Origin of the sequence: Marivita sp. (assembly GCF_020055675.1) — a bacterium.
Classification (GTDB): Bacteria; Pseudomonadota; Alphaproteobacteria; order Rhodobacterales; family Rhodobacteraceae; genus Marivita.
Map to the genome: position 1 here is coordinate 207,744 of NZ_JAIPUS010000003.1, position 24,467 is coordinate 232,210.

At 61.3% G+C, this 24,467-nt stretch carries 32 protein-coding genes; 18 read left to right on the forward strand and 14 right to left on the reverse strand.

Annotation, left to right across the window (positions count from 1 at the left end):
- Positions 1-16 precede the first annotated feature (16 nt).
- A complete protein-coding gene (locus tag LCF59_RS04130; RefSeq protein ID WP_292285866.1) occupies positions 17-790 on the forward strand; it encodes a DUF1013 domain-containing protein in 774 nt (257 codons plus the stop codon).
- A gap of 142 nt (positions 791-932) precedes the next feature.
- Here the strand turns inward: LCF59_RS04130 and LCF59_RS04135 are convergent, their stop codons facing one another.
- The 6 genes from LCF59_RS04135 to LCF59_RS04160 form a co-directional block, all read right to left on the reverse strand.
- Positions 933-1,316, reverse strand: coding sequence for a rhodanese-like domain-containing protein (locus tag LCF59_RS04135; RefSeq protein WP_292285869.1), 384 nt, complete (start codon positions 1,314-1,316; stop codon positions 933-935).
- 10 nt (positions 1,317-1,326) lie between these two features.
- Positions 1,327-2,226: an MBL fold metallo-hydrolase gene (locus LCF59_RS04140; protein WP_292285872.1), complete on the reverse strand. Its 900-nt coding sequence runs from the start codon at positions 2,224-2,226 to the stop codon at positions 1,327-1,329.
- Positions 2,227-2,299: 73 nt separating this feature from the next.
- Entirely contained in the window at positions 2,300-2,893 is a 594-nt protein-coding gene (gene recR, locus LCF59_RS04145; protein WP_292285873.1) for a recombination mediator RecR, read from the reverse strand.
- A 48-nt stretch (positions 2,894-2,941) separates the two neighbouring features.
- Positions 2,942-3,286, reverse strand: a complete 345-nt coding sequence (locus LCF59_RS04150; protein WP_292285875.1) for a YbaB/EbfC family nucleoid-associated protein — start codon at positions 3,284-3,286, stop codon at positions 2,942-2,944.
- A 16-nt stretch (positions 3,287-3,302) separates the two neighbouring features.
- Complete coding sequence (locus tag LCF59_RS04155) at positions 3,303-3,665, reverse strand: hypothetical protein (protein ID WP_292285876.1); 363 nt, start codon at positions 3,663-3,665, stop codon at positions 3,303-3,305.
- Positions 3,662-5,410, reverse strand: a complete 1,749-nt coding sequence (locus tag LCF59_RS04160; protein WP_292285878.1) for a DNA polymerase III subunit gamma/tau — start codon at positions 5,408-5,410, stop codon at positions 3,662-3,664. Before LCF59_RS04160 ends, LCF59_RS04155 begins: the two co-directional genes overlap by 4 nt.
- A gap of 313 nt (positions 5,411-5,723) precedes the next feature.
- Here LCF59_RS04160 and tsaA point away from each other — a divergent pair, with 313 nt between their 5' ends.
- Both tsaA and LCF59_RS04170 read left to right on the forward strand, forming a co-directional pair.
- Complete coding sequence (tsaA, locus tag LCF59_RS04165) at positions 5,724-6,215, forward strand: tRNA (N6-threonylcarbamoyladenosine(37)-N6)-methyltransferase TrmO (protein WP_292285879.1); 492 nt, start codon at positions 5,724-5,726, stop codon at positions 6,213-6,215.
- Positions 6,216-6,316: 101 nt separating this feature from the next.
- A complete protein-coding gene (locus LCF59_RS04170; protein WP_292285881.1) occupies positions 6,317-7,345 on the forward strand; it encodes a fatty acid desaturase in 1,029 nt (342 codons plus the stop codon).
- Between the two features lie 88 nt (positions 7,346-7,433).
- Here LCF59_RS04170 and rpsI read toward each other — a convergent pair whose 3' ends face one another.
- The 4 genes from rpsI to LCF59_RS04190 all read right to left on the reverse strand — a co-directional run bounded on the left by rpsI (position 7,434) and on the right by LCF59_RS04190 (position 10,589).
- On the reverse strand, positions 7,434-7,937 hold the full coding sequence (rpsI, locus tag LCF59_RS04175) for a 30S ribosomal protein S9 (protein ID WP_292285883.1): 504 nt from the start codon (positions 7,935-7,937) through the stop codon (positions 7,434-7,436).
- Complete coding sequence (gene rplM / locus LCF59_RS04180; RefSeq protein WP_292285885.1) at positions 7,937-8,401, reverse strand: 50S ribosomal protein L13; 465 nt, start codon at positions 8,399-8,401, stop codon at positions 7,937-7,939. Before rplM ends, rpsI begins: the two co-directional genes overlap by 1 nt.
- A 173-nt stretch (positions 8,402-8,574) precedes the next feature.
- Entirely contained in the window at positions 8,575-9,090 is a 516-nt protein-coding gene (locus LCF59_RS04185) for a GNAT family N-acetyltransferase (protein ID WP_292285887.1), read from the reverse strand.
- 89 nt (positions 9,091-9,179) lie between these two features.
- A complete protein-coding gene (locus LCF59_RS04190; RefSeq protein ID WP_292285889.1) occupies positions 9,180-10,589 on the reverse strand; it encodes a PLP-dependent aminotransferase family protein in 1,410 nt (469 codons plus the stop codon).
- Positions 10,590-11,222: 633 nt separating this feature from the next.
- On the opposite strand from LCF59_RS04190, the gene LCF59_RS04195 reads away from it, so the two are divergent.
- Genes LCF59_RS04195 through LCF59_RS04210 form a run of 4 tightly spaced genes read left to right on the forward strand, consistent with a single transcriptional unit; the run spans position 11,223 to position 13,252 of the window.
- Positions 11,223-11,402, forward strand: coding sequence for a histone H1 (locus LCF59_RS04195; protein ID WP_292285890.1), 180 nt, complete (start codon positions 11,223-11,225; stop codon positions 11,400-11,402).
- Positions 11,399-11,917 (forward strand): Panacea domain-containing protein, encoded by a 519-nt coding sequence (locus LCF59_RS04200; RefSeq protein ID WP_292285892.1) that lies wholly within the window; start codon positions 11,399-11,401, stop codon positions 11,915-11,917. Before LCF59_RS04195 ends, LCF59_RS04200 begins: the two co-directional genes overlap by 4 nt.
- Complete coding sequence (locus LCF59_RS04205; RefSeq protein WP_292285894.1) at positions 11,874-12,317, forward strand: hypothetical protein; 444 nt, start codon at positions 11,874-11,876, stop codon at positions 12,315-12,317. Before LCF59_RS04200 ends, LCF59_RS04205 begins: the two co-directional genes overlap by 44 nt.
- A 44-nt stretch (positions 12,318-12,361) precedes the next feature.
- On the forward strand, positions 12,362-13,252 hold the full coding sequence (locus LCF59_RS04210; RefSeq protein ID WP_292285896.1) for an IS1 family transposase: 891 nt from the start codon (positions 12,362-12,364) through the stop codon (positions 13,250-13,252).
- A gap of 36 nt (positions 13,253-13,288) precedes the next feature.
- On the opposite strand, the gene dacB is transcribed toward LCF59_RS04210, so the two are convergent.
- Positions 13,289-14,797, reverse strand: coding sequence for a D-alanyl-D-alanine carboxypeptidase/D-alanyl-D-alanine-endopeptidase (gene dacB / locus LCF59_RS04215; RefSeq protein ID WP_292285898.1), 1,509 nt, complete (start codon positions 14,795-14,797; stop codon positions 13,289-13,291).
- A gap of 15 nt (positions 14,798-14,812) precedes the next feature.
- Positions 14,813-15,496, reverse strand: coding sequence for a nicotinate-nucleotide adenylyltransferase (locus LCF59_RS04220; RefSeq protein WP_292285900.1), 684 nt, complete (start codon positions 15,494-15,496; stop codon positions 14,813-14,815).
- Positions 15,497-15,691: 195 nt separating this feature from the next.
- On the opposite strand from LCF59_RS04220, the gene LCF59_RS04225 reads away from it, so the two are divergent.
- Positions 15,692-16,120 carry a PaaI family thioesterase gene (locus LCF59_RS04225; protein WP_292285902.1) on the forward strand — a complete coding sequence of 143 codons (429 nt, stop codon included), beginning with the start codon at positions 15,692-15,694 and terminating at the stop codon, positions 16,118-16,120.
- Here LCF59_RS04225 and LCF59_RS04230 read toward each other — a convergent pair whose 3' ends face one another.
- A complete protein-coding gene (locus LCF59_RS04230; RefSeq protein WP_292285903.1) occupies positions 16,121-16,546 on the reverse strand; it encodes a tellurite resistance TerB family protein in 426 nt (141 codons plus the stop codon).
- A gap of 127 nt (positions 16,547-16,673) precedes the next feature.
- Here LCF59_RS04230 and LCF59_RS04235 point away from each other — a divergent pair, with 127 nt between their 5' ends.
- Together LCF59_RS04235 and LCF59_RS04240 are read left to right on the forward strand one after the other, a co-directional pair.
- Positions 16,674-18,260 carry a lysine--tRNA ligase gene (locus LCF59_RS04235; RefSeq protein WP_292285905.1) on the forward strand — a complete coding sequence of 529 codons (1,587 nt, stop codon included), beginning with the start codon at positions 16,674-16,676 and terminating at the stop codon, positions 18,258-18,260.
- Positions 18,261-18,308: 48 nt separating this feature from the next.
- Entirely contained in the window at positions 18,309-18,737 is a 429-nt protein-coding gene (locus tag LCF59_RS04240) for a DUF4864 domain-containing protein (protein ID WP_292285907.1), read from the forward strand.
- A 124-nt stretch (positions 18,738-18,861) separates the two neighbouring features.
- On the opposite strand, the gene LCF59_RS04245 is transcribed toward LCF59_RS04240, so the two are convergent.
- Positions 18,862-19,341 (reverse strand): HugZ family protein, encoded by a 480-nt coding sequence (locus tag LCF59_RS04245; RefSeq protein WP_292285909.1) that lies wholly within the window; start codon positions 19,339-19,341, stop codon positions 18,862-18,864.
- A gap of 95 nt (positions 19,342-19,436) precedes the next feature.
- Between LCF59_RS04245 and parA the strand changes: the two genes are divergently transcribed.
- The 8 genes from parA to LCF59_RS04285 all read left to right on the forward strand — a co-directional run.
- On the forward strand, positions 19,437-20,078 hold the full coding sequence (parA, locus tag LCF59_RS04250) for a ParA family partition ATPase (protein ID WP_292285911.1): 642 nt from the start codon (positions 19,437-19,439) through the stop codon (positions 20,076-20,078).
- Between the two features lie 30 nt (positions 20,079-20,108).
- Complete coding sequence (locus LCF59_RS04255; RefSeq protein ID WP_292285913.1) at positions 20,109-20,954, forward strand: DUF6206 family protein; 846 nt, start codon at positions 20,109-20,111, stop codon at positions 20,952-20,954.
- 73 nt (positions 20,955-21,027) lie between these two features.
- Positions 21,028-21,435, forward strand: coding sequence for a universal stress protein (locus tag LCF59_RS04260; RefSeq protein ID WP_292285915.1), 408 nt, complete (start codon positions 21,028-21,030; stop codon positions 21,433-21,435).
- A 49-nt stretch (positions 21,436-21,484) separates the two neighbouring features.
- Positions 21,485-22,036: a hemerythrin domain-containing protein gene (locus tag LCF59_RS04265; protein WP_292285917.1), complete on the forward strand. Its 552-nt coding sequence runs from the start codon at positions 21,485-21,487 to the stop codon at positions 22,034-22,036.
- A 66-nt stretch (positions 22,037-22,102) separates the two neighbouring features.
- Positions 22,103-23,095 (forward strand): methylmalonyl Co-A mutase-associated GTPase MeaB, encoded by a 993-nt coding sequence (meaB, locus tag LCF59_RS04270; protein WP_292285941.1) that lies wholly within the window; start codon positions 22,103-22,105, stop codon positions 23,093-23,095.
- A gap of 244 nt (positions 23,096-23,339) precedes the next feature.
- Positions 23,340-23,630 carry a 50S ribosomal protein L28 gene (gene rpmB, locus LCF59_RS04275; RefSeq protein WP_292285919.1) on the forward strand — a complete coding sequence of 97 codons (291 nt, stop codon included), beginning with the start codon at positions 23,340-23,342 and terminating at the stop codon, positions 23,628-23,630.
- A gap of 108 nt (positions 23,631-23,738) precedes the next feature.
- On the forward strand, positions 23,739-24,077 hold the full coding sequence (locus LCF59_RS04280) for a hypothetical protein (protein ID WP_292285921.1): 339 nt from the start codon (positions 23,739-23,741) through the stop codon (positions 24,075-24,077).
- A 42-nt stretch (positions 24,078-24,119) separates the two neighbouring features.
- The coding region (locus LCF59_RS04285) for a copper chaperone PCu(A)C (protein WP_292285923.1) at positions 24,120-24,467 on the forward strand (348 nt) is incomplete at its 3' end.

Sequence of the window (24,467 nt, forward strand, 5' to 3'; positions counted from 1 at the left end):
CGCAAGGAGACGCGAGATGGGCAAACCGATCATGGCCAAGGCCACTGCTGTCTGGCTGGTGGATAACACGACACTCACGTTCAAGCAGATCGCGGATTTCACCGGGATGCACGAGCTTGAAGTGCAGGGCATTGCCGATGGCGACGTGGCTGCCGGCGTGAAGGGGTTCGATCCGATCGCCAACAACCAGCTTGATCCGCAGGAGATCAAGAAGGGGGAAGCCGACCCGCTCTATACGCTCCGGCTCAAGGTCTATGCCGCGGCCCAGGGTGAAGAAAAGCGTCGGGGTCCCCGGTATACCCCGCTGTCCAAGCGTCAGGACCGTCCGGCATCGATCTTCTGGCTGGTCAAATTTCACCCCGAACTGAGCGACGGCCAGATCTCCAAGCTGGTGGGCACAACCAAGCCGACCATCCAGGCGATCCGCGACCGCACGCATTGGAATATCAACAACATCCAGCCGATTGATCCCGTGGCGCTGGGCCTGTGCCGGCAGTCCGAACTGGATGCCGCCGTGGCCAAGGCCGCGAAAAAGCAGGAGGCGGTGATGTCCGATGACGAGCGCCGCAAGCTGGTGTCGACGGAACAGAGCCTCGGGATGGACGAGGAGCCGCGCCTTCCCAGTGCGATCGAAGGGCTTGAGACATTCAGCCTGTCGAGTGGGTCCGAAGCGGACAGTGACGAAGACAACAGCCCTGACAGCGATTACGCCGATGCCGACAGCTTCTTCAACCTGCCCGACGGGGCAAATGACGACGAGGAAGACGACGAGGATTCCGACAAGCGGTGATCGTCGAAGACGATGGCACGAAAAGCCCGGCCCGAAGTTCGGTGCCGGGCTTTTTCTTGTGGTCGATCCCGCCGCGCCGCTCTGCCATCGGTCCCGGCCGGGGCCAGTTCAGCGGAACGCAGATACAGGCGGTGTCCGGACCCTAGGACGACTTTTGCATTTCTTTCGGTGCGCCGCTGGCCGTGTCTGTGCCCATGTAGGCCAGCCCCGCGTCTTTCCACGCGGCAAAGCCACCGGCCATATGGGCGATCCGGTCCTCACCATGGGCAAGATATTGCTGCGCCACCTTGGAGGACCGCACACCGGAGCCGCAGTGAAACACGATGGGTTTCGTCGACGGGTCCGGCATGTGGTTTGGCTGGAATGTCTGCATCGGGGCCAACAGGGCACCGGTGATCCGTTCGAGCGCGAATTCCTGCGGCGTGCGCACGTCGATCAGGATAATGCTGTCCTTGCCGAAGGCTTCGGCCACCTCGGCCGGGGTCCAGTGTTCCAGGATGCCTTGCTCAGTGTTTTCGATCTCCATGCGATCTCTCCTAGAATCGATTAAACGGAATTTTCAGATAGCTGTTGCCATCTTTTTCGGGCTCCGGCGCACGACCGGCCCGCAAGTTCATTTGCAGCACGTGCAACATCCGGTCCGGCAGGGCGAGCGTTTTGTCCCGCGCCTCGCGCCGGTCGATATATCCCGCCTTGGGCGCCCCGCCGCCGATGTGCACGTTGTGACGCCGCTGTTCGGCCACGGTGGATTCCCACGCGGGGCCGGGGCGGTTCGAGGTGCCGTAGTCGTGTCCGATGAAGAGCCGTGTTTCGCCGGGCAGGGCAAGGATATCCTGCAGCGAATTCCACAGGTCGTCGGCGGACCCGCCGGGGAAGTCGGCGCGTGACGTGCCGGCATCGGGCATCATGAACGTGTCATGCACAAAAGCGGCATCATTCCCGACGACATAGGTAATCGAACCCAGCGTGTGTCCCGGTGACAGCATCACCTTCACCTGGAGTTCGCCGATCTGGAATTCATCGCCATGAGCAAACAGGTGGTCAAAATCCGCGGCGGGGTCGAACGCATCGGGCAGGTGATAGTATTCGCGCCAGAGCGTCGCGATCTCCTGCACCTTTTCGCCGATCGCATTGGGCTTTCCCAACCTGTCTCGCAAATAGGCTGACGCCATGAGGTGATCGGCATGGGGGTGCGTGTCGAGAATCCATACAATCTCGATCCCCTCGGTCTGGGCAAAGCGCAGGATCGCGTCGACCGGGGCCGGATCGGTTGCGGCGCCGGCGGGGTCGAACGGCAGAACCGCATCGATGATCGCCGCTTTGCGTGTCTGCGGGCAGGCAACCAGGTACTGGATGCTGCCGGTATCCGCGTCGTAAAACCCGGTTACATCCGGGGAATTGGGTCCGGTGGACGGGCTGGTTCTCGACAAAGTCATATACACCTCTTTCGTCTTTCATTTACCAACTGCGCAGGACGTATTCTTGTTCCGGAATGTGACAAGGTAATTTTCAAAGACGCTTGCGGGCGTTCATCGCGGCGGTGATGGTGCCCTCGTCAAGGTAATCCAGTTCTCCGCCAATCGGCACACCCTGCGCCAGGGAGGTCAGCGTGACGCGCCCCTCCAGTTGGTCCGCGATGTAATGCGCCGTGGTCTGGCCGTCGATCGTGGCATTGAGTGCGAGGATCACCTCGGTGATTTCTTCGCTTTCGATGCGAGTCGACAGCTTGGGAATGCGAAGCTCGTCCGGGCCGACCTGGTCCAGCGCCGACAATGTGCCGCCCAGAACGTGATAGCGGCCCTTGAACACGCCTGACCGCTCCATCGCCCAGAGGGCCGAAACATCCTCGACCACGCAGAGCGTGCCATTGGTGCGGCGATTGTCCTGACAGATGTCGCAGATGTCCTGCGTACTGATATTGCCGCAATTGAGGCATTCGCGGGCATCCCGCGCGACGCGCGCCATGACCTCTGCCAAGGGCCCCAGCAGCATTCCGCGCTTGCGGATCATGTGGAGCACGGCGCGCCGCGCCGACCGGGGGCCAAGCCCCGGAAGCCGCGCCATCATGTCGATCAGCGCCTCGATATCGCTGCCTTGGCGCATTCTACCTGTCCGACCGGGCGCGCAGAGAGAGGAAGATGCACACCCCGCTTAAAACGGCAGGTTCATGCCGGGCGGCAGGCCAAGGCCTTCGGTCAGCTTGGCCATCTCTTCTTGCGACTTGGCCTGGGCCTTTTGCTGTGCATCCTTGATCGCGGCAAGGATCAGGTCCTCGACCACTTCCTTGTCGTCACCGTTGAAAATCGACGGATCGATGTCCAGCCCGGTCAATTCGCCTTTCGCGGTCGAGGTGGCCTTGACCAGACCAGCGCCGGATTCCCCGGTCACGGTCATGTTGGCCATCTCTTCCTGCAGCTCGGCCATCTTGCCTTGCATTTCCTGCGCGGCTTTCATCATCTTGCCCATGTCGCCCATTTGGCCCAAACCCTTGAACATCCTGTCCCTCCGGTTGTCAGCGCCCCTTGATCAGTGGCGCGGTGTAAAAGATCATCCCCACACATATTGCAGCGATGGTGCCGATGAACAAGGCAGGCGACCCGACGCAGCCTTCCGCCATCGCGATTTTCCGCGAGGCCGGGGCCAGCATTGTCAGGAAGGTGGCAAAGGCTGTCCAGCCCAGGACAACCGCCAACGCCCCCCATTGGCTTTTTAAGCGGAGGGCCAGAACGGTACCCAGAAACAGCACCAACGCTGCCGGAGAGGAGGCCAGGAAAACCGTTTCCTGCACCACGCCAACCGGTGCCCCGTCCCAACCGGGGCGTTGCTCTGCGCAGCCCTGTGCCCATGCGGCACCGGGCAGGAGCGCAAGTATCAATCCTCTTCGAACGGGTCCCATTCGTCTTCCACTTCGGGCAGGGCCTCGGCCTCGGCAACGGCGGCGAGCTGATCCGGTGTGCGGACCTCTTCGACCGCGGCGCCGGGAAAGGCCTCAAGCACGGCCTTGACCAGCGGATGCTCCGCCGCTTCGGCCTTGATCGCGGTGGTTTTCGCATCGCGGGTTTCGACAAGTGTCGGCGCGTCGGACCCGTTGACCACAGACACGCCCCACCGGTTTCCGGTCCAGCGCTGCAACGCGCTGCCAAGCCGCGCGGCAAGATCGCCCGGCGCGTTGTTTGTCGGTGTGAATTCGATCCGCCCCGGCTGATAGGCAGCCAGCCGCACGCAGCCTTCCACGTCGACCAGAAGTTTGACGTCGCGATTGGCGCGGATCAGGTCCACGACATGTTCAAAACTCGGATAGCGCGCGAGCGCCTGATCTGTTGCCACAGCGACCGCAGCCCCGCCGTAAGAGGCGTGCGGGCCGGATGACGTCGAATGGGTCGGTGCCGGGCCGGCGGTTGCCTGTGTCAGGCCAGCGGCCACGCCGCCGCTTGTCCCGCCGCCCGAAGGCGGGGGCGGCGGCGTATCCTGCAGGCGTTTGACCAGGTCTTCGGGACTGGGCAGTTCCGACACATGGGTCATGCGGATGATCGCCATCTCCGCCGCCATCATCGCGTTGGGCGCCTGCGCCACCTCGTCCAGCGATTTGAGCAACATCTGCCATAGCCGTGTCAGCGGGCGCATGCCCAAAGCCGTGGCCAGTTCCTGGCCGCGCTGGCGTTCATCGGGGCTGATCGTGGGATCCTCTGCCGCCTCGGGCGTGATCTTGACCACGGAGATCCAATGAGTGATCTCGGCCAGGTCGCGCAGCACCGCCATCGGATCGGCGCCGTCGGCATATTGTGCCGACAGCTCGGTCAGGGCGCCGGCCGCATCGCCCTTCATCACCAGATCGAAGAGGTCGAGAACACGACCCCTGTCGGCCAGGCCCAGCATCGCGCGCACCAGGTCGGCGCCGGTTTCCCCCGCGCCGTGACTGATCGCCTGATCCAGAAGCGATGTCGCATCGCGGGCCGACCCTTCGGCCGCGCGGGTGATCAGCGCAAGAGCATCGTCGGTGATCTGCGCAGACTCGGCGGTGGCGATGCGGCGCAGCAGGCTGATCATCATCTCCGGTTCGATCCGGCGCAGGTCAAAGCGCTGGCAGCGGGACATGACGGTGACCGGCACCTTGCGAATCTCGGTTGTGGCGAAAATGAACTTCACATGCGCGGGCGGTTCCTCGAGCGTCTTCAAGAGCGCGTTGAATGCGCTGGTGGACAGCATGTGAACTTCGTCGATGATGTAGATCTTGTAGCGCGCGGATGCCGCGCGGTAATGCACCGAATCGATGATCTCGCGAATGTCGCCGACCCCGGTGCGCGAGGCGGCATCCATTTCCATCACGTCTACATGGCGTCCCTCCATGATCGCGACGCAATGTTCGCAGGTTCCGCAAGGATCGGTCGTTGGCCCGCCACCGCCATCGGTGCCGATACAGTTCAGCCCCTTGGCAATGATCCGCGCGGTCGTGGTTTTGCCGATGCCGCGTATCCCGGTCATGATGAAGGCCTGTGCGATGCGGTCCGCCTCGAACGCGTTCCTGAGCGTGCGCACCATCGCCTCTTGCCCGACGAGATCGGCAAAGGTTTCCGGGCGATACTTGCGGGCAAGCACCTGGTAGGGGGTGGCGTCGGTCATGCAGGCATCCTTGGTTCAATGCCAAACTTATGCCGGGCGCGCATCAGCGTCCACCGCTTGTGGCGCATTTTCCACGCCGGCCTCGGACAGTGTGTCCCCGGTCCTTAGGTGACAGGGGGCCGAAAGGCCTTGGAGTGCGAAAATCCGGTGAAGCGCGGCCTTGCCGAAGGTCGCGTCCGCCATCCCCGAGGCCACGTCCAGCACCGCACCCCTTGCGCTCCGAAGTCCGGAGGGCAAGGGTCAGACGTGGCTATGCGGCGGGACACAGCGGGTGTATCCTTGCGCTGAGGATTGCAGATGGCAAGGAGGGCGCATGACCCGACACGATTCGAAAGACTTGCGTGCCAACGAGGTGGTGATCGACCCGCCAAAGGCCCGGGATGCGGGGCTGATGTTCGTCGGTCTCGTCCGCACGCCCTTCACTACCCGTGACCTTTGTCCACGGCAGGGCCGGTTGGATGGACCGGACTGCCGGTTGGAACTGGAGCCGGACTGGGAATCGGCGCTGGAGGGGATAGAGCGGTTCGACCATCTGGATGTTCTTTACTGGCTGCACGAGTCGCGTCGGGACCTCGTGGCGCAAAGCCCCAGGAACGACGGCACCACCACTGGCACATTCGCCCTGCGCTCACCGGTGCGGCCCAATCCGATTGGCCTGTCGCGGGTGCGGCTCATTCGGCGAGAAGGGCCGGTTCTGATCGTCAAAGGGTTGGATTGTCTCGACAAAACGCCGCTTTTGGATATCAAGCCGGAACGTTGCGCCTATACGCCACCGGCGCCGGACAAGGCCGCGGACACGGCCTGACAGTGGCAAAATGCCTCCCCTTTATTTCTTTTGGCAAGATGCGTAGGCGGACCGATTGATTTGGGTTAAGAAGGCTGAACTCAAAAGAACAAAGCAGGCTTATGTCCGAACAGCTATCAAACCCCGGGCAGTCGCCCGCACCCGGCTCCGCGAAGGACTGGGTCAAAATCCTCGCCAAGTACCGTGAACCCAACACGGTGCGCAGCTCTTTCGAGCTTGCTGTGACGCTGGGACCGTTCATCGTTCTCTGGATTGCGGCCTGGTGGGCGCTGGACGTCAGCTACTGGCTGACGCTGGGCCTGTCGATCGTCAACGCGGCATTCCTGTTGCGGCTCTTCATCATCCAGCATGATTGCGGGCACGGGTCGTTCTACACCAACCGCACGCTCAGCGATTGGCTGGGCCGGGTGCTGGGTGTTCTGACGCTGACCCCCTACGATGTCTGGCGGCGCACCCATTCGATCCACCACAGCAACGCCGGCCATCTGGATCGGCGCGGTATCGGCGACGTGCACACAATGACGGTGGCCGAATACAAGGCGCTTGGCTTGTGGAATCGCGCGATGTACCGGCTGTACCGAAACCCGGTGGTCCTGTTCGGGCTTGGGCCGGGATACCTGTTCTTCGTGCAGAACCGCATTCCCCTGGGTCTGATGTCGAGTGTCCGGTACTGGGCCAGCGCCATGGGCACCAATGCAGCGATTCTGGGCGCGCTTCTGGTGATGCTGTATTTCGGCGGGCTGATGCCGATCCTCCTGATCTTCCTGCCGTCGACTCTCTTGGCGGCAACGGCCGGTGTCTGGCTCTTCTACGTTCAGCACCAGTTCGAAACGACGCTCTGGGACAGCGAGGAGCAATGGCAACTGCACGACGCGGCCCTGCACGGAAGCTCGCATTACGTGCTGCCCTCGGCTTTGCAATGGGTCAGCGGCAATATCGGCATTCACCATGTGCACCACCTCTATAGCCGGATCCCGTTCTACCGGCTGCCCGAGGTTGTCCGCGATCATGCCACCTTGTCGGAGCATAACCGCATGACGATCCGAGAAAGCTTTGCAAATGCGCGGCTGCATCTTTGGGATGAAGGCTCGCGCCGATTGCTGTCCTTCCGTCAGGCCAACGCTCTTTGAGCGGTCCAGGTCTGAGACCGGCGAACCCGACGCAAACAGAAAAGGCCGCCCCGAGAGGCGGCCTTTTCGCATGTCTGGTCCGTGTTGATCAGCGCTTGGAGAACTGGAAGCTCCGACGTGCCTTGCGGCGCCCGAACTTCTTGCGTTCCACCACGCGGCTGTCGCGGGTCAGGAAACCTGCCGCCTTGAGTGCGGGGCGCAGCGACGGGTCGTAAAGCTGAAGCGCCTTGGAGATGCCGTGCTTGACTGCACCGGCCTGGCCCGAAAGACCGCCACCCTTGACCGTGGCCATCACGTCGAACTGATCGGAGACACCGGCGGTTTCAAACGGCTGGCGCAGGATCATCTGCAACACCGGGCGCGCAAAATACTTGGTGTAGTCGATATAGTTGCCCTTGGCGTCCCGAACGAGGAACTTGCCGGAGCCCGGCTTGATCCAGACACGCGCGACCGCGTCTTTCCGTTTGCCGGTGGCATAAGACCGACCGAGCTTGTCACGCTGCGGTTCGCGCGGGATTTCAGCCACTTCCGGCGTGGCGTCGAGGCCAGCGGCGGTGTTCAGCTCTTCCAGGGAATTGAGTTGCTCAGCCATTATTTCGCCGTCCGTGTGTTCTTGGAATTCATGGATTTCACATCCAGGATTTCGGGGGTCTGTGCGTCGTGGGGATGATCGGTCCCTGCATAGACGCGCAGGTTGGTCATGACCTTGCGCGACAGGCGGTTACCCGGCAACATGCGCTGGACAGCTTTCTGGACAACCCGCTCGGGGTGCGCGCCATCGAGGATCTGCTGTTTCGTGCGGGATTTGATGCCGCCCGGATACCCGGTGTGCCAGTAGAAATTCTCGTGACGCTTGTTGCCCGTCATCTGGATCTTGTCGGCATTGATGACGATGACATTGTCACCCATGTCCATATGCGGCGTGAAGGACGCCTTGTGCTTGCCGCGCAGGCGGGTGGCGACGATCGACGCAAGACGGCCCAGAACGATGCCTTCGGCGTCGATCAGGATCCATTTCTTGTCGATATCTGCCGGTGTTGCAGAAAAGGTTTTCATCGTGGGATGTCCCTGACATTGGATTGGTAAGGCAGGGTGCCGCGCACCCCGTATCTTCGATGCGCGGGTTATAAGGATCGTACTGACACAGTCAAGCACGAGTGTATTCGATTAATCGTTCAAAAACAACGTCTTGAAAATAAGGTATCTATATACCCCATAATATCGGGTCCTTATAGCTCCAGCTTGCGATAGACTAGGTAGGCATCGAACTGTTCGGAGTTGGCATTGTCGCCATAGCAGGGCGTTTCGCCGAAGCCCAGGCGGTCGTAAAGCGCCAGCATGGAGCTGTTTCCGCGCACCGTGTCGGCGAGGACTGTTGTCGCGCCAAGCTCTTTGGCCTTTTCGATCCGCATCTCGATAATCTTGCGGCCAAGACCGTATCCACGGGCCAGGTCCCGCACGAACAGGCGTTTCAATTCCGCGCGATCCTGGTCGATCATCCGGACAAAGCCGCAGCCCAGCAGAAAACCGGACTGGTCGCGCGCCAGCACCGTCGCCCCACTGGGCGGAAGGAACTGGTCGATGACGCCCAGGCTCGACTGTACCTGTTCGTCCACGTTCAGCCCCGGACCGCCAACCGTCATAAGGCGCTCGAGGATCTGGGCGTAATATTCGGTCAGGATCTCGGACAATTCGTCAAGATCGGGACGGCTGTCTGCGAAGGTCAGGTTGATGTCTAAACCCATTAATCACTCTTGGCTCGATGAGTCGTGCCGTTCAAATTAGCGGCAGATTTCCGGGCAGGCGACCACTTTTTCATCAGAAGTTGGGAAAATCAGATACTTATCTGCTCTGGCGGGTGCTCAAGCAGGTCCCTCAACTGTGTCATTGCCGACTCGAACTGGTGCAGCGGGATCTGTGCGTTCACTGCGATTCGCACAGCGTGTGGCGCGCGCCCGTCGCGCAGGGCAAACTCGTCGGCAGAGCGGATCTGGATATCGCGCTCTTCGGCGGCCCGGCAGAAGGAGGCTGCACGCCAGCCCTGCGGCAGCGGCAGCCAAAGAAACGGCACGTCTTCGTGCCATGTCAGGTTGTGCGTTCCCAGGGCATTGACGGCAACGCGCACATATTCCGCCATATGCGCGCGGATCGATGCCACGATCGCCTCTGTTTGAGGGTCTGTCAGGATCTGTTCACAGATTTCGGCCAATGGCTGGGCCAGGCCGAAAAACCCGTATTCTGCCGTTTGCCGCAGGTCTTGTCCTCGTCCCGGTGGCGCGATTGCAAAGCCGACGCGAAGCGCCGGGGTCAGCACCTTGGAGATCGACGCGACATGCCAGGTCCGCTCGGGCGCAAGGATGCGATAGCTGGGCGCTGTCATGTCGGTGCGTCGGTAGCAATCATCCTCGATGATCTGGAGATCCAGTGCGCGGCAGACCTCCGAAATGGCGCGGCGGCGGTGCGACGGCGTGCTGAGCAGCGTTGGATTATGCACATCGGGCGAGGTGCAAAGCACCTGCGCCCGGGTGTCGCGGGCGACCCGTTCCAACGCATCCGGACAGATGCCATTGTCGTCGCTCGGCAAACCGATTGCGTCGGTGCGCAACAGTTCGGCGGCACGGCGAAACCCGGGATAGGCCATGTCCTCGACCAGAATTGTGGGAGTTGGTCCGCGCAGGATCGTTTGCAGTATCACGCCAAGCCCGTTCTGCGCGCCGTTGACAAGCACCACGTCGCTTTCGGTGACGTGCCCCAATGGGATTGTGCGGAGCCAATGCACCGCCGCTTCGCGCAATGGCCGGTAGGCGTCGCGGGTCGGGTAGCGCAAGAGCCGCTCCGGCGCTGCATCGCCCACGCGAGCAAGGGTGCTGCGCAGAAGTGCGATCTGTCCAAGATCAGGCAGTTGCGGGGTGACCAGAGATGTCTTGCCGTCCCGCTTGGGCGCGGTGACGTAATCGCGGGTCGGACCATTGTGCCCGTTTGCCCTGGGGGCGACGAACGTACCGCGCCCCACTTCGGCCACCGCATGGCCTGCATCCGTCAGAACGGTATAAGCCCGCGCAACGGTGCCCGGCGTAATGCCCAGCGACCAAGCCAATTCCCGCACCGGGGGCAAGCGGTCACCCGCAGCCAGATCGCCGGAGCGGATCGCGGACTGGATGGCATCGGCAACCCGGCGGTACTTTGGCCCGCTGCCGGCTTGAGGCAGCGAGACGATCTGGTTGGATTGAATTGTATCCGACACAATCTTTCTCTGGATTGATGGGTGAGTCGAATGTATCGCTTTTTGTATCACGATGCTACTATGTATTGTGCGATATATCCATATTGTGTCGGTACATTGCGGGGTGCGCCATGGCACACGCGCAGCAGGCGGCCAGATCGCCTGTCTGGATGGACAGGCCGCGCTGTCGAGGTTGGTGCATGTCACGGTGGCTTTCTTGACATGGTCCGACCGCCGCCGCCTTCGGCAACGGCGTCTTGGTCTTCATGATCGCCTGCTGCGTGATGTCGGATCGAATCGGTTGACCGCCCCACGGGAGGTCAATCGCGTTTTCTGGCGGGTGTAATCCCTGTGCCTGCCAGGTCCCTGGGGCGCAAAGACCGGCTTTGCGCCCCATTTTTCGGTAGTGTCTCAGTTTGAAATTGAGCGAGGTTGACCGCGTGTCATATGAACCAAGCCTTAAGGCTTTTCGCTCTAGAGTGGCGATCACAACTTTGAGTCGCTTCTGGATCCTGGCGAACGGGGCCCTAAATCAAGTCTTACAAATTGTAAAGGTGACGTGTAGGATCGTCTCAAGGCGGATCAACACGTCTCACACTGTTCGGGAGAGAAACAATGCCAAAGGGACCGCAAGGCCAGAAGCGCCCGGCGGACGTGACCAGCAACGCTGTTCACATTGCAAAGATCGCAACGGGCGAAATCGAAGAAACCACACTGAAGCAACCAGCCAAGCGCAACAGCGGTTTGGCGGGTGCAAAAGCACGTCAGGAGAACACGTCAGAGGCTCAGCGCAGCGAAATCGCGCGCAAGGCTGCAAACGCGAGGTGGGAATGATGGAACACTCTCTTGAGTCAATCGCCGTGGCTAACACCTTTATTAAGCGTTATGGGAAGTCATCACCGATCACGCACATGAAGCTTCAAAAGCTTTGTTATTACGCCTACGGTTGGTGGTTGGCATTGTGCCCGAACGAGCCGGTATTAATGCAAAGCAAGCCGCAAGTTTGGAAGCTTGGCCCGGTTTTCCGGCCAATATATTCGGCGTTTGCTTCTCATAGAAACCAGAAGATCCTTGAGGCGAAAAAGTTAAATCCTTTTGCGCCACCAGAAGAGATTGACATGTCTGATGCCAATGAAAGCCAAGTGATTGACTGGGTGTGGGATAGGTATGGGCGTTTCTCTGCCGTCCAATTGTCTGATATGACTCACGAACCGGGCACACCTTGGCGTAAGAAAGTCGAGGAATGCGAGTATCGAGTGCCAAGATTTTTGGAGTTGAGTGACGATGAGATTAGGCCCTATTTCGTTGATTTGGCACGAAAAGAAGGGTTTATTAAAGAACACGCCTGACACTTCTGACGCGAACCCAGATGGTTACTGGCTAATTGACGACACACCAGAAGGGCTTGAGGAGGCTTGGCACTTTGAGCATCCCAATGCCTACGTGGGGCATGAAGATACCCGCAACGCGCTTGAGAACCATGATTATCAGCGCGATATCGAGGGGAAGCGTGACTTTCGAGTTTTCGCAACCAGAGTAGGCGGATGGTGGGCCTTCATGCTGGGCGTAATAATCTTTGCGCAAGGATTGCCAATCCCCTTTCAGCTTACGCCAGAGGAATTCATAGCCGTTGTAACGACTACAACGGCTAGTATTTTCGGCATTACTTTCGTCGTGGGCCGATACCTCTATGGCTCCAAAGCATACGTTTCTAAAACCAACGCATCAGATTCCGTATCATCAAAGTGAACTTTATGCTTGCTAAGTGAGTGACTCATGCCTATGTTGAAGGTATGAACAAATTGCCCACACATAAGCGCGTAATGATCCTGAACATGTTGATTGAAGGCATGTCGATGCGCGCAGTGTCCCGCACCGTTGGCGTTTCAATCAACACCGTAACGAAAATGCTGGTTGAGGCGGGCGAAGCCTGCGCAGCTTACCACGACGAGACAGTGCGTAACGTCAAAGCGAACCACGTTCAGTGCGACGAAATCTGGTCCTTTTGCTACGCCAAAGGCAAGAACGTGCCGACCGCAAAGGCCGCACCGGAAGGCGCTGGCGACGTTTGGACGTGGACCGCGATTGACCGCGACCACAAGATGATCCTGTCTTTTGAGGTTGGCGACCGCTCGGGCGCAACCGCAATCGAGTTCATGGACGATCTGCGCGCCCGTCTGGCGAACCGGGTTCAACTGACCACAGACGGGCACAAGGCGTACCTTGAAGCCGTTGAAGGCGCGTTCGGTGGCGACGTTGCTTATGCCATGCTGATAAAGCTGTACGGCGATGCGACGGGCAAGAAGGGCCACGAGCGCAAGTATTCCCCTGCCGAATGCACTGGCGCCCGCAAGGAAATCATCAGTGGATCGCCGGTTAAGGAATTGGTCAGCACGTCGCATGTCGAGCGCCAGAACCTTTCAATGCGTATGGGGATGCGCCGTTTCACGCGCCTGACCAACGGTTTTAGCAAGAAGCTGGAAAACCACCTGCACATGCTGAGCCTGTATTTTGTTCACTACAATTTTGTGCGGGTTTACAAGTCGCTTCGCATGACGCCTGCAATGGCGGCGGGCGTTTCGGATACTCTGCACGACATGGAGTGGATTGTGGGTCTGATCGACGCCCAAGCGCCAGCGTCCAAGAAGCGCGGACCTTACAAGAAGAAATCAATTTCAAACTGAGACACTACCCATTTTTCCGACCCTTGGTGGCGCCGCTTAGCCGTTGTAGAGAATGCCCCATCGCGCCAGCAGACGTTGCTGCAATCTGCGGGACCGAACCGCATATGCACGCCCGCCTGGCGGACGTTCCCGCTCCGCACGGCTCAGGGCCGCCCGTCGCGGTAGATCGCCCGAGAAATATGCGAATGCCAGTTCAGTGCCGTCCGGCAGGTCGATGAACCCGCCCAGGCCGCTGACGAAATTCAGGGTTCCCGTCTTCGCCGTCACCTTGACGGGATGATCCGCGATCCCCTTGCGGTCTTCGGTGCGCAGGAGGTGATCTTTCAACAGCGGTTTGATCTCCAATGCCCGGCGCGCCGCGATCAGGGATTTGACCATGTCTCTGGCGGAAAGGCGGCTGTCATCGCCAAGCCCGGAATGATCCTCCAGCGCGACAGAGGACATGCCCAGCCTGTCCTTGGCCCAAGCATTCATCGTGTCGGCGGAGGCCTTCAGTGTCGCCACCCGGCCCGAATGCCGGAATGTCGCGGTCAGGCCGATACATTCCGCGGTGATATTCGTCGAGTATTCCAGCATATCCTGAAGTATGCCGCGCAAGTTCTCGCTGCGATGGGTGACAATATCGGTGGTCCCATCGGGCAGCGTGTCGATCATTTCCGGTGTCTTGAGCACGATCCCGTTCGACCTCGCCAGGACCTGGAACACTTCTGCCGTATACCGACCGGGTTTGCGGACCGGCAGCCAGCGCGCCCCGCTGCGCCCGAGCGCCCCGCGCGCGACGGTCCAATTGTCGTAGGTTCCGCCATCCGCGTAAGTGTAGACCGGTGACCGCCGCGCTGCGATCCGCATGCGTGCCGCGGTCACTTCGGGGCGCAGCGTGCCCGACCGGGCGTCCATCGTGACGGCGTAGTCATCGCCGCTGCGCTGCCATTCGAAATGCACACGGTTGAAATTCAGGTTCAGCCCGGAAATGCCCGGGTTGTACCCGACCTGATGGGGTTGATCCGGATCTATGCCAGTCAGCGCTGGCAGAGCGCCCTCCCAGACAAGAAACCGGCCAGTGACCTCTGTCACCCCCGCCTCTTCGCGCAGGCGCTGGGTGATGCTTGCCAGCGCGGCGGTGTCGAGGACCGGGTTGCCGCCACCGGCAAGGATCAAGTCGCCGTCGATCCGGCCATCCAGGGCCGGGGCGGTGGCCAGGATACGGGTCTCGAAACGGTGGTCCGGTCCCAGCACATCGAGCGCGTAGCAGGCGGTGATCGCCTTGGCGACGCTGGCCGGGGGCAGGGCGCGCAAAGGGTTGTGCGATTCGAGCACCAAGCCGGTTTTCACATCCGCCACCTGGACGCTGACCTTGCCGGGCAACCCGGCCTCGGCGATCAGGTCGCTCAGCGGTGGTTGGTAGGACTTCAGAAGGCCCTTGGCCCGCCCCGCAGGCCGCAGCGACTGCGTCGGCGCCAATGCGGATTGTGCGGACGCGGCCTGTCCCAACCCGAAAGCTGCCAATCCGCCCAGGATCGTTCGACGTGAAAACTTCGGTGTCATGCGCGCGATGTAATCCTACCGTTTGACGGCTGGCAAGGACGCGCTTTGCTGATCGGTCGTTGCCACGTCCAAGGAGGCATCCTGGCCGCCCTCACCGCGTCGCTGCCACGCGCCTGTGGCGCGCAATTCGGTCGAGCTTACCGGGATCATCGGCATGTTGACGAAGCACCATGCCGGGGCCGTCTGATCGGCAAGAAGCCGAGAGGCCCGCCCCGGCAGGCGCGCGCTTCGGTATTGCCGCGCCGTGCGCGAATGCAACCCCGATTGCCGCCACCCCGGCCGCGCGAGGACACCGACAGGCAGCGCTTGCAGGATATCCTGCCATCTTTGCCAGCGGTGGAATTGCTGAAGGTTGTCCGCCCCCATGAGCCAGACAAAGCGGACGCCGGCATGGCTGGCCTGCAAGGCATCAATCGTCTCGGCGGTGTATGCGGTTCCGATCCGCGCCTCGAAATCGCTGACGATCACCTTGGGGTGCTGCATGATGGCCCGTGCGCGGTCGATCCGCACCTCCAGCGGGGCAGGCCCGCGATCCTTGAGCGGGTTGCCCGGGGACACAAGCCAGATCACCCGGTCAAGCCCGAACCGACGCAGGGCCACCTGTGTCAGATGCACATGCCCTTGGTGGGCTGGATCGAAGGACCCGCCCAGCAGGCCCACGCGCATGCCGGGGCGCAAGATATGTCTGACCTGTCTCATGATAGCCGCACTCAGTCTGGCCGGTGCACGCCGGGAACGGCCGTGCGGAGCAACATGCTGCCTGTCATCATGCGGGACGCCCGACCGACCGCTTTGCCGGCCATATCGCCGCTGCATCATGACATTGCTGGATTTTCATCTTGTTCTCCCGGTTCCTTGGCGCAACTCTAGCGGCTGACAGCAGAGGAGAAAAGCATGGTGCTCAAAGTTCCGGCGGACGAAATGGAACCCTTCCTGAACGAGGTGTTTCCGCAGGTCAAAGGCATGTTCGGGATTGACCATCTTGACGAAGAGCGCCTCGTCATGCGTCTGCATGCGGGCGAACAGCACCTGCGCCCCGGTGGCACCGTCTCCGGTCCCGCGATGTTCAGCCTGGCCGATGTCGCCGCCTATGTCGCCACGATGTCGCGTATCGGCAAAGAGGCGCTCGCTGTGACGACCAATTGCTCGATCGATTTCATGCGCAAACCGCTGGCGGGGGCCGATGTGATCGCGCATGCACAGGTGCTCAAGCTGGGCCGAACGCTCAGCGTGACGGATGTGCGGCTGTTTTCCGATGGCCAGCCTGATCCGGTTGCGCGGGCCACGCTCACCTATTCGATTCCACCAAAGCGGGTGCCGTGATCAAAGCCGCATGTGGCGGGCCCGCGCGCCCCGTTCGATCGCGGCGGCATGCAGCCGGTCCATCTCCAGTTCGTAGCGGATTTCCTCCAGAAGCCGCAGCTCTGCCTCGCGCAGCGTGCCGTCTGCTGCCGCGACATCGCAGGCCAGCGCGTAGGCGGTCTCGAACAGGCGTTCTGGCAGGTTGGCGCGCAACAGGCCGAACAGCGCATCCAGACCGTCCTCCTGTTCGAACAGGTCAAAGACCAGCCCGGACATTTCGGGAATCCGGCTCTCGTCGTAATCCGCGAAGACCGGCAGGTGGTTTACTTGTGACTGGATCTTGACCAGTTCCGCCGTGCGAATGCTTTCGTCGGAGGCGGATACGGCAATCATCAGCGCGACAAGACAATCCTGCGGGCTCAGGGGGTGTGGAGTTATATCTTGCACAAGCGGCACTTTCCGATCTGAGGTCTCGTTCGTGCCAACTTATTGACCCGCCCGCGCCCTCGCAATAGGAAGTGCTTCCTGAACGTCCGCACAGCACCGTGTGGCGAGTATCCGGAGACCCAGAGCAATGTCCGACCTGCGCGAAGCTGCAATGACCTCAAAGGCGTGGCCCTTTGAAGAGGCGCGCCGGCTGCTCAAACGCTACGAGACCAAGCCGCCCGAAAAGGGATATGTCCTGTTCGAGACCGGCTACGGCCCGTCCGGCCTGCCGCATATCGGCACCTTCGGGGAGGTCGCGCGCACCACGATGATCCGCCGCGCCTTCGAGGTGATCTCGGACATCCCGACCAAGCTGATCTGCTTTTCCGACGATCTGGACGGCATGCGCAAGGTGCCGGGCAATGTGCCCAACCCCGAGATGCTGCGCGCGCATCTGCAACGCCCGCTCACGGATGTGCCCGACCCGTTCGGCACGCATGAAAGCTTTGGCGCGCATAACAACGCGATGCTGAACCGCTTTCTGGACACCTTCGGGTTCGAGTACGAATTCATCTCCTCGACAGAATTCTACCGCTCGGGCCGCTTTGACGAGGTGCTGCTGCGCGCCTGTGAAAGATACGATGCGGTGATGGCGGTGATGCTGAAATCCCTGCGTGACGAGCGCCGCGAAACCTATTCCATCTTCCTCCCCATTCATCCCGACACCGGTCGCGTGCTTTACGTGCCGATGAAGAATGTCGATGCCGCGCGGGGCGAGATCACTTTTGACGACGAAGAGGGCCGCGAGATCACGCTTCCGGTCACCGGCGGGAATGTCAAACTTCAATGGAAGCCCGATTTCGGCGCGCGCTGGGCCGCGCTGGACGTGGATTTCGAAATGTACGGCAAGGATCACAGCACCAATACGCCGATTTATGATGGCATTTGCGAGATCCTTGGCGGCCGCAAGCCAGAGCATTTCACCTATGAATTGTTCCTGGATGCCGAGGGGCACAAGATTTCCAAGACCACCGGCAATGGCGTGTCGATCGACGAATGGCTGACCTATGCCAGCACCGAATCGCTGTCATACTTCATGTATCAAAAGCCCAAGACGGCAAAGCGGATGCATTTTGATGTGATCCCCAAGGCAGTGGACGAATATCATCAGCAGTTGCGCGCCTATCCGACACAGGATGCAAAGGCACAGGTAAACAACCCGGTCTTTCACATTCATTCCGGAGACGTGCCGGACTCGCACATGGTTGTCTCCTTCTCGATGCTGCTCAACCTTGCCTCCGCCGCGGGGGCCGAGGACAGGACCGCGATGTGGGGGTTCATCAAGCGCTATGCGCCCGACGCCACGCCGGAGACACACGCAGATCTGGATCAGGCGGCGGGCTTTGCCGTGCGGTATTACCAGGACTTCGTCAAACCCTCCAAAACCTATCGCGCCCCCGATGATACCGAGCGTACTGCGATTGCGGATCTCGCGTCGCGCCTGCGCGCGCATGACGGCCCCACCGATGACGAGACATTGCAAACGCTGGTCTTTGCGGTGGGCAAGGACCACGGGTTCGATCCGCTGCGCAATTGGTTCAAGGCACTTTACGAAGTGCTGTTGGGTCAATCGCAAGGCCCGCGCTTTGGCGGGTTCATCGCGCTCTACGGTGTCGATGAAACGGTGGCGCTGATCGAAAAGGGTCTTGCTGGAGATCTTGCCGAGGCCGGCTGATTTGTCCGGTCGATGATCCGGTCTACCTTTGGCCAAGGAGGACAGACCATGCGCAAACTCATCACCGGGCTGACCCTTGGCCTGACCCTTGGCCTGACATTGGCGGGACCATTTCGGGCACAGGATGTTTTGCCCCCGGAGCCGGCCATTGAAGACACGATCCAAAGCCAGTTCGACGCCTTCCTGCAAGACGATTTCGCCACAGCCTTCACCTTCGCCAGCCCGAACCTGCGCACCATGTTCCGCACGCCGGAGAATTTCGGGGCGATGGTGAAGCAGGGATACCCGATGGTCTGGCGCCCTGACGCGGTGACCTTCGGCGATTTGCGATCGGTCGCCGGCGGGTTGTACCAGAGGGTGATTGTCACGGACGATGCCGGCAATCTGCACTACCTTGATTACCAGATGCAGCAGGTCGACGGCCGTTGGCGCATCGCGGGTGTGCAAATCCTGCAAGCCCCGGATCTTGCGGCCTAGCGTCTGGGATCGCGCGCAGCGTCAGGGCATGTTGCGCAAGACAGCCGACTGCTCTGGCGCGCTTCAAACGTGGCCGATCGAAAGCCGAGAGGGGGCGCGATACGGCAAAGGTCTGCGAGCGACGTTAGCTCAGGTCATCGGCTGTCAGCCGATAGGCTTTGCCGAACCCGCCGTTCAGATGCGCACCAAGCGGCGTGAACTGGGTCAGGGCAAAATCTGCGAAGCCGATATAGAGCTTTGCCTTGGGTTGTTGCCTCAGAAACGCCTCTGACAGACCCGCGTGGTCTGGGTTCCCATGCCGGACGAAGCGGGCCCGCGCCCGCAGGCTCAGCCGTGGATGGGTCAACGGGTCGCCCTTTGCCCCGGGCTCTCCGATAAGCAGCGCGCAAACCGGGTCCGCTTGCAGCGCCGTGCTGTGATGGCTCAGGTCGGAGATGAGACTGAGCGGGTTGCCATCCGGCCCCTCGACCAGTGCGATGCGGCTTACCATCGGCGTGCCCGCCTCGGGATCACGATAGGCAAGGGCCGCGAATTTCGCGTTTTCAATCAGGCGTCTGACCAGTGCACGGGCCTCGGAATCGGTGGGCTGCAAGGGCGTTGTCATGGACCGTAGTCTAGCACACCCTGCAAGAGTGGCAATTTTTATGCTGCACCTGCAAAATAAGCCTGTACCCTCTGGCCGAATCAAAGGAACGCGACATGACCGGCCACGTCATCACGATTGCGCAACAAAAGGGCGGCTCTGGCAAGACCACCGTCTCGGCCAACCTTGCGGTCGGATTTCTCCGACAGGGCCAGAAAGTCGCGATTGTCGATATCGATCCGCAAGGCAGCCTTGGCCGCTGGTTCATGACCCGCGTCGACACGCAAGCTGGCCCGGTGGAGAATTTCGAATTCGCCACATCCTCTGCCTGGGGCATCACCTACGAGGTGCGCAAGCTGTGCGACAGCCACGACATCGTCATCATCGACACGCCGCCCAAGGCCGACAGCGATCTGCGCCCGGCGCTGCGCGTGGCCGACCTTGTCGTGGTGCCGGTCAGCGTCAGCCATGTCGACCTCTGGGCCACGGAAGGCGTGCTCGATCTGGCCCGGCGCGAGGGCAAGGAAGCGATGATTGTCCTGAACCGCGCGCGTAAGAACACGCGTCTGGGATCCGACGTGGCCCAGGCTGCGGACAAGCTTCTGGCCCGCATCGCCAGGACGACACTGGCCAACCGCGTCGTCTATGCCGAGGCGCTGGGACAGGGCCGTGGCGCCGCCGAGGGGCGCAAGACACCGGCGCAGGCCGAGGTCGATGCGCTCACCGCCGAGGTGGCAGAGGTGCTGGCAAACGGGTAAACCCGGTCCATCAGACCCGGAGCGCATCCAATGACAGACCTCGCCGCCCTCAGAGACACGATCCGCGCCAACCCAGCCACGCGCGGTCAAACGGTATCGAAGCTCGGATATTTCTGCGCGCCGTTCCGCCCGGCGTCCGGGCCATTTTCGGACAAGGTCATCAAGGTCTATCGCGGTTTGCGCGACCCGGCAGCGCTGGCGCGTCTGGCGCAATGCCATGATGATTATGTCGTGGCGTTGCAAACCGCTGGCGTTGCGCTTCCGGAAACGGAATTTCACCTTCTCGATCTGGACACCGCCCGTATCCCCGTCATCGTGCAAGAGGCGCTGCCCGCATCTGCGATGATGCGTCCACAGATGCTGTCGGCCGGTCGTGATGAAACCCTTGTCATGATGGAGGCGGCGGGCGACGTGATCGCCACGTTCTGGCACAATGCCGACCAGTTCGACACACGGATCGGGTTTCATCCATCGATCCGGAATTTCGCTTATCTCGAGGGACGGGCGCTGTTCTTCGACACGTTCCCACCGCTGATCCATTACAGTCGCGCAGAGATGGGCAAGATCTTGCTGCAGTTTTCCGACAAGACGCTCATGCGTTGGGTCGGGCCGCTGATGCAAACCAGGGTCACGGGGATCCAGGATGAATGGTATTCGGCCCCGGAAACCCTGGTCGGGCTGGTCGGTTCGGCCTGCCGCCTTCGCCCCGGGGACGCCGAGGCCTATCTGGCGTGGGGGCGAGACTTTGCACAGCGGCGGATGCCGCGCTGGGCCGAGGAGGTGCGACCCAACCTGCAAGAGCCGCCGCGGCTGCCCGGGTACTGGACGGGAATCCGCAAGATCCTTGGCCTGCAGGGGGAACCCAACGTATCGTGACATGATGCGGATCAAGGCCCTGCGCCGATGGGCGTGCTAGCAAACGTGTCACAAACCAGAAGAAAGGAACCCCATGTATTCCAATATTCTCGTGCCAATTGCCCTCGACAACGAGGAAAATCGTATTTCCGATGTCATCGAGGTGGCAAAATCACTCGCATCCGAGGATGCAAAGATCACGTTGCTCCACGTCGTGGAATTGATGCCGAGCTACGCGATCACCTATATTCCTGATGATATCATGACGGCCACCCGCAAGGGCATCGACAAGGAAATGGCCCGGCTGGCGCAGGAAACCGGGGCCTCCTCCGTTGTGATCGAAGGGCATGCAGGTCGGTCGATCCTCGACTATGCCGCGGACAAGGCGAGCGACCTGATCGTCATCGCCTCGCATCGACCGGGCATGCAATCGCTGCTGCTTGGCTCGACAGCGACCCATGTGGTGCGCCACGCGAAATGCGCGGTTCACGTGCTGCGCTGATTGACAATCCCCAACCGTCGCTGCACCTCCTGCCAGACAGGAGATGCACATGGACGATACGCTCAAACTCGAGACCCGCGATGGCTTGCCGGACGCGCTGCGGGTCCTGTTGCAGGACTATCCGCGGCACACGTGGCCCAACCACGACAATTTTGCTGGGCTGGTGGCCTTTTGGCTCGACCGGCACCTGATGTTCCGCCGTTTGATGACCAGCCTGATCGACGATGCCGAACAGGCTGTCGACCGCCGGATCGACGCGTCGTCACATGCGACGCGGCTGTCGCGCCATGGCTCCATGCTGCTGCAAGGTCTGCACGGGCATCACCAGATCGAGGATCACCACTATTTCCCGGTCCTGAGCTCTCGCGAGCCGCGCCTCGACCGCGGGTTCACCTTGCTGGACGCAGATCACCACGCAATGGACGCGTTGCTGACGGGCTTTGCCGAAGGCGCCAATGCAGTGATCCAGGGCACGGCCGAGCCGGGTCCTTTCCGGTCCGATCTTCTGAGCTTTCAAGCGATGCTTGACCGCCACCTTGTTGACGAGGAAGAGTTGATCGTGCCGGTCATCCTCAAGCACGGGCCATCCGGGCTGGGCTGACGGGTTTACTTGCCAACAGCGCCCGTGGCACATCTTCGCGGATATCGAATGACGGAGCTCCCGCGCATGGACATCGACGATCTGGCCCGCCGCATCCTTTCGGGCGAACGCCGCGCGCTTGCGCGGGCTATCACCCTTGTCGAAAGCCGTCGCGACGACCACCGCGCGCAGACTGTCGCGCTTTTCGAAGCGCTCAAGGGACACGACCGCGAGGCGCTGCGTGTGGGCCTGTCGGGCACGCCGGGGGTCGGCAAATCGACGTTCATCGAGGCCTTCGGCCTGATGTTGACGGGGCAGGGGCTCAAGGTGGCGGTCCTGGCGGTCGATCCAAGCTCGGCGCGCTCTGGCGGGTCAATCCTCGGGGACAAGACCCGGATGGAACAGCTGTCCCGCGATCCGGATGCTTTTATCCGCCCGTCCCCCGCGCAATCGCAACTGGGCGGCGTCGCCCGCCGCACGCGCGAGGCGATCGGCCTGTGCGAAGCTGCCGGATTCGACATCGTGCTGATCGAAACCGTTGGTGTCGGCCAGTCCGAAACAGTGGTTGCCGAAATGTCTGACCTCTTCTTGTTGCTTCTTGCCCCCGCGGGCGGAGACGAATTGCAGGGCGTGAAACGCGGCATCATGGAGATTGCCGACCTGATTCTCATCAACAAGGCGGATGGCGATCTCAAGACGACGGCAACCCGCACGTGCGCCGACTATGCCGGCGCCCTGCGTCTGTTGCGCAAACGTCCGCAGGACCCCGCGGGGTTTCCCAAGGCACTGACCGTGTCGGCACGGGAAGAAACCGGCCTGCAGGGCGCCTGGGAGGAAATGCAAAATCTTGCACAATGGCGCCGTGACCACGGTCATTTTGCAGCCCGGCGCGCCGCGCAGGCACGATTCTGGTTCGAATCGGAATTGCGTCAGTCGCTTTTGTCGCGCCTTGATCGCGAACCGATGAAAGGCCTTGTGCAGAGCCTCGGCACCGCCGTTGAAAATGGCACCCGGACCCCCAGCCAAGCGGCCGACGAAGTGCTTGCGCAGCTGGAAGGCCGTGCGGCCGCTCCGACCTGAGGCCAATGGGGCCGGACTGGCCGCGCCAGGGCACTGTGCGTGCCGTCGACTCGTCCCCCGCAGACGGGTCGAACATGACCACCACATTTGCCGTTGGAACAGGTCTTTTCCATGGACCAGCCACTTGACGCCAATCGCGCATGGCTCTAAGCACGCGCAACGAGATTTCGGGCGCTGCCAGTCGGCGCCCCTTCATGTTGGTGGACCGATCCATGGCCACTTTTGATTGAACGAGGACGAAACCATGTCGCGTATCTGCGAACTGACCGGTAAAGGTCCGGTGACTGGCAATAATGTCAGCCACGCCAACAACAAGACACGTCGGCGTTTCCTGCCGAACCTGAACGACGTGACCCTGCAGTCGGAAACTCTGGGTCGTGGCATCAAGATGCGCATTTCCGCTCACGCGCTGCGCAGCGTTGATCACCGCGGGGGTCTGGACAAGTTCCTGGCCAAGGCCAAGGACACCGAGCTGTCGGCCAACGCGCTGAAGGTCAAGAAAGAGATCGCCAAGGCGCAAACCGCGCAGGCGTAAGTTTTTCCTGTCTGATCCATGATTGCAGCCTCATCGAGTCGTCCGGTGGGGCTGTTTCCTTTTGCCGCCTTGCCGGCTCGGGGATTGGCGTAGATCACGGGCGTGATGATGCGCTTTGCCACATATTGGTGCCTTGCGTTGGTGATCGGGATCACCAGCGTCCAGCTTGCCGCCGCACGCGGCCATACCCCGGCTGCCGGAACACGCGTGATCTGTACCGGCTCCGGACCGGTGCATGTTCTGGTGGACAAAGATGGCGCGCCAACTGACGGTTTGATGCTCTGCCCGGAAAAGGCGCTGAGCTTTCTTGCGCATGTCGAAATGGCAGCACCCGTACCGGCCCGCTCGGATGCTTGGTTTGCACTATGGCTGGGCCAGACACGGAGGGTGGCGCAGTTCAGCATCGTCCCGGACCACCACGCTCGGGGGCCACCGGCATCGGTCTGACCCGCTTCACACAAGATGGACCTCAGTTCGAAAGATCAAAAAATGCTGAAACACACACTTCTTGCGGCCGCGCTTGTCACAGCAGCGCCCGCGCTGGCAGAGATCGACATCCAGGACGCCTATGCGCGCACGTCTTCGCCAGTGGCGAAATCCGGGGCAGCTTTCATGGTTGTGCAGAACGTTGGCGGCAGCGCGGATCGCCTGATCGACGTCAGCTCTGACGTTGCGGCGAAAACCGAGCTTCACACACATGCCGAGGATGAAAACGGCGTGATGCGGATGCTGCATGTCGAGGAGGGATTCGAGCTTCCCGCCGACGGGCAGATCATCATGCGGCGCGGCGGCAAACACGTGATGTTCATGGGGGTGAACGCGCCGTTCGAGCAGGGC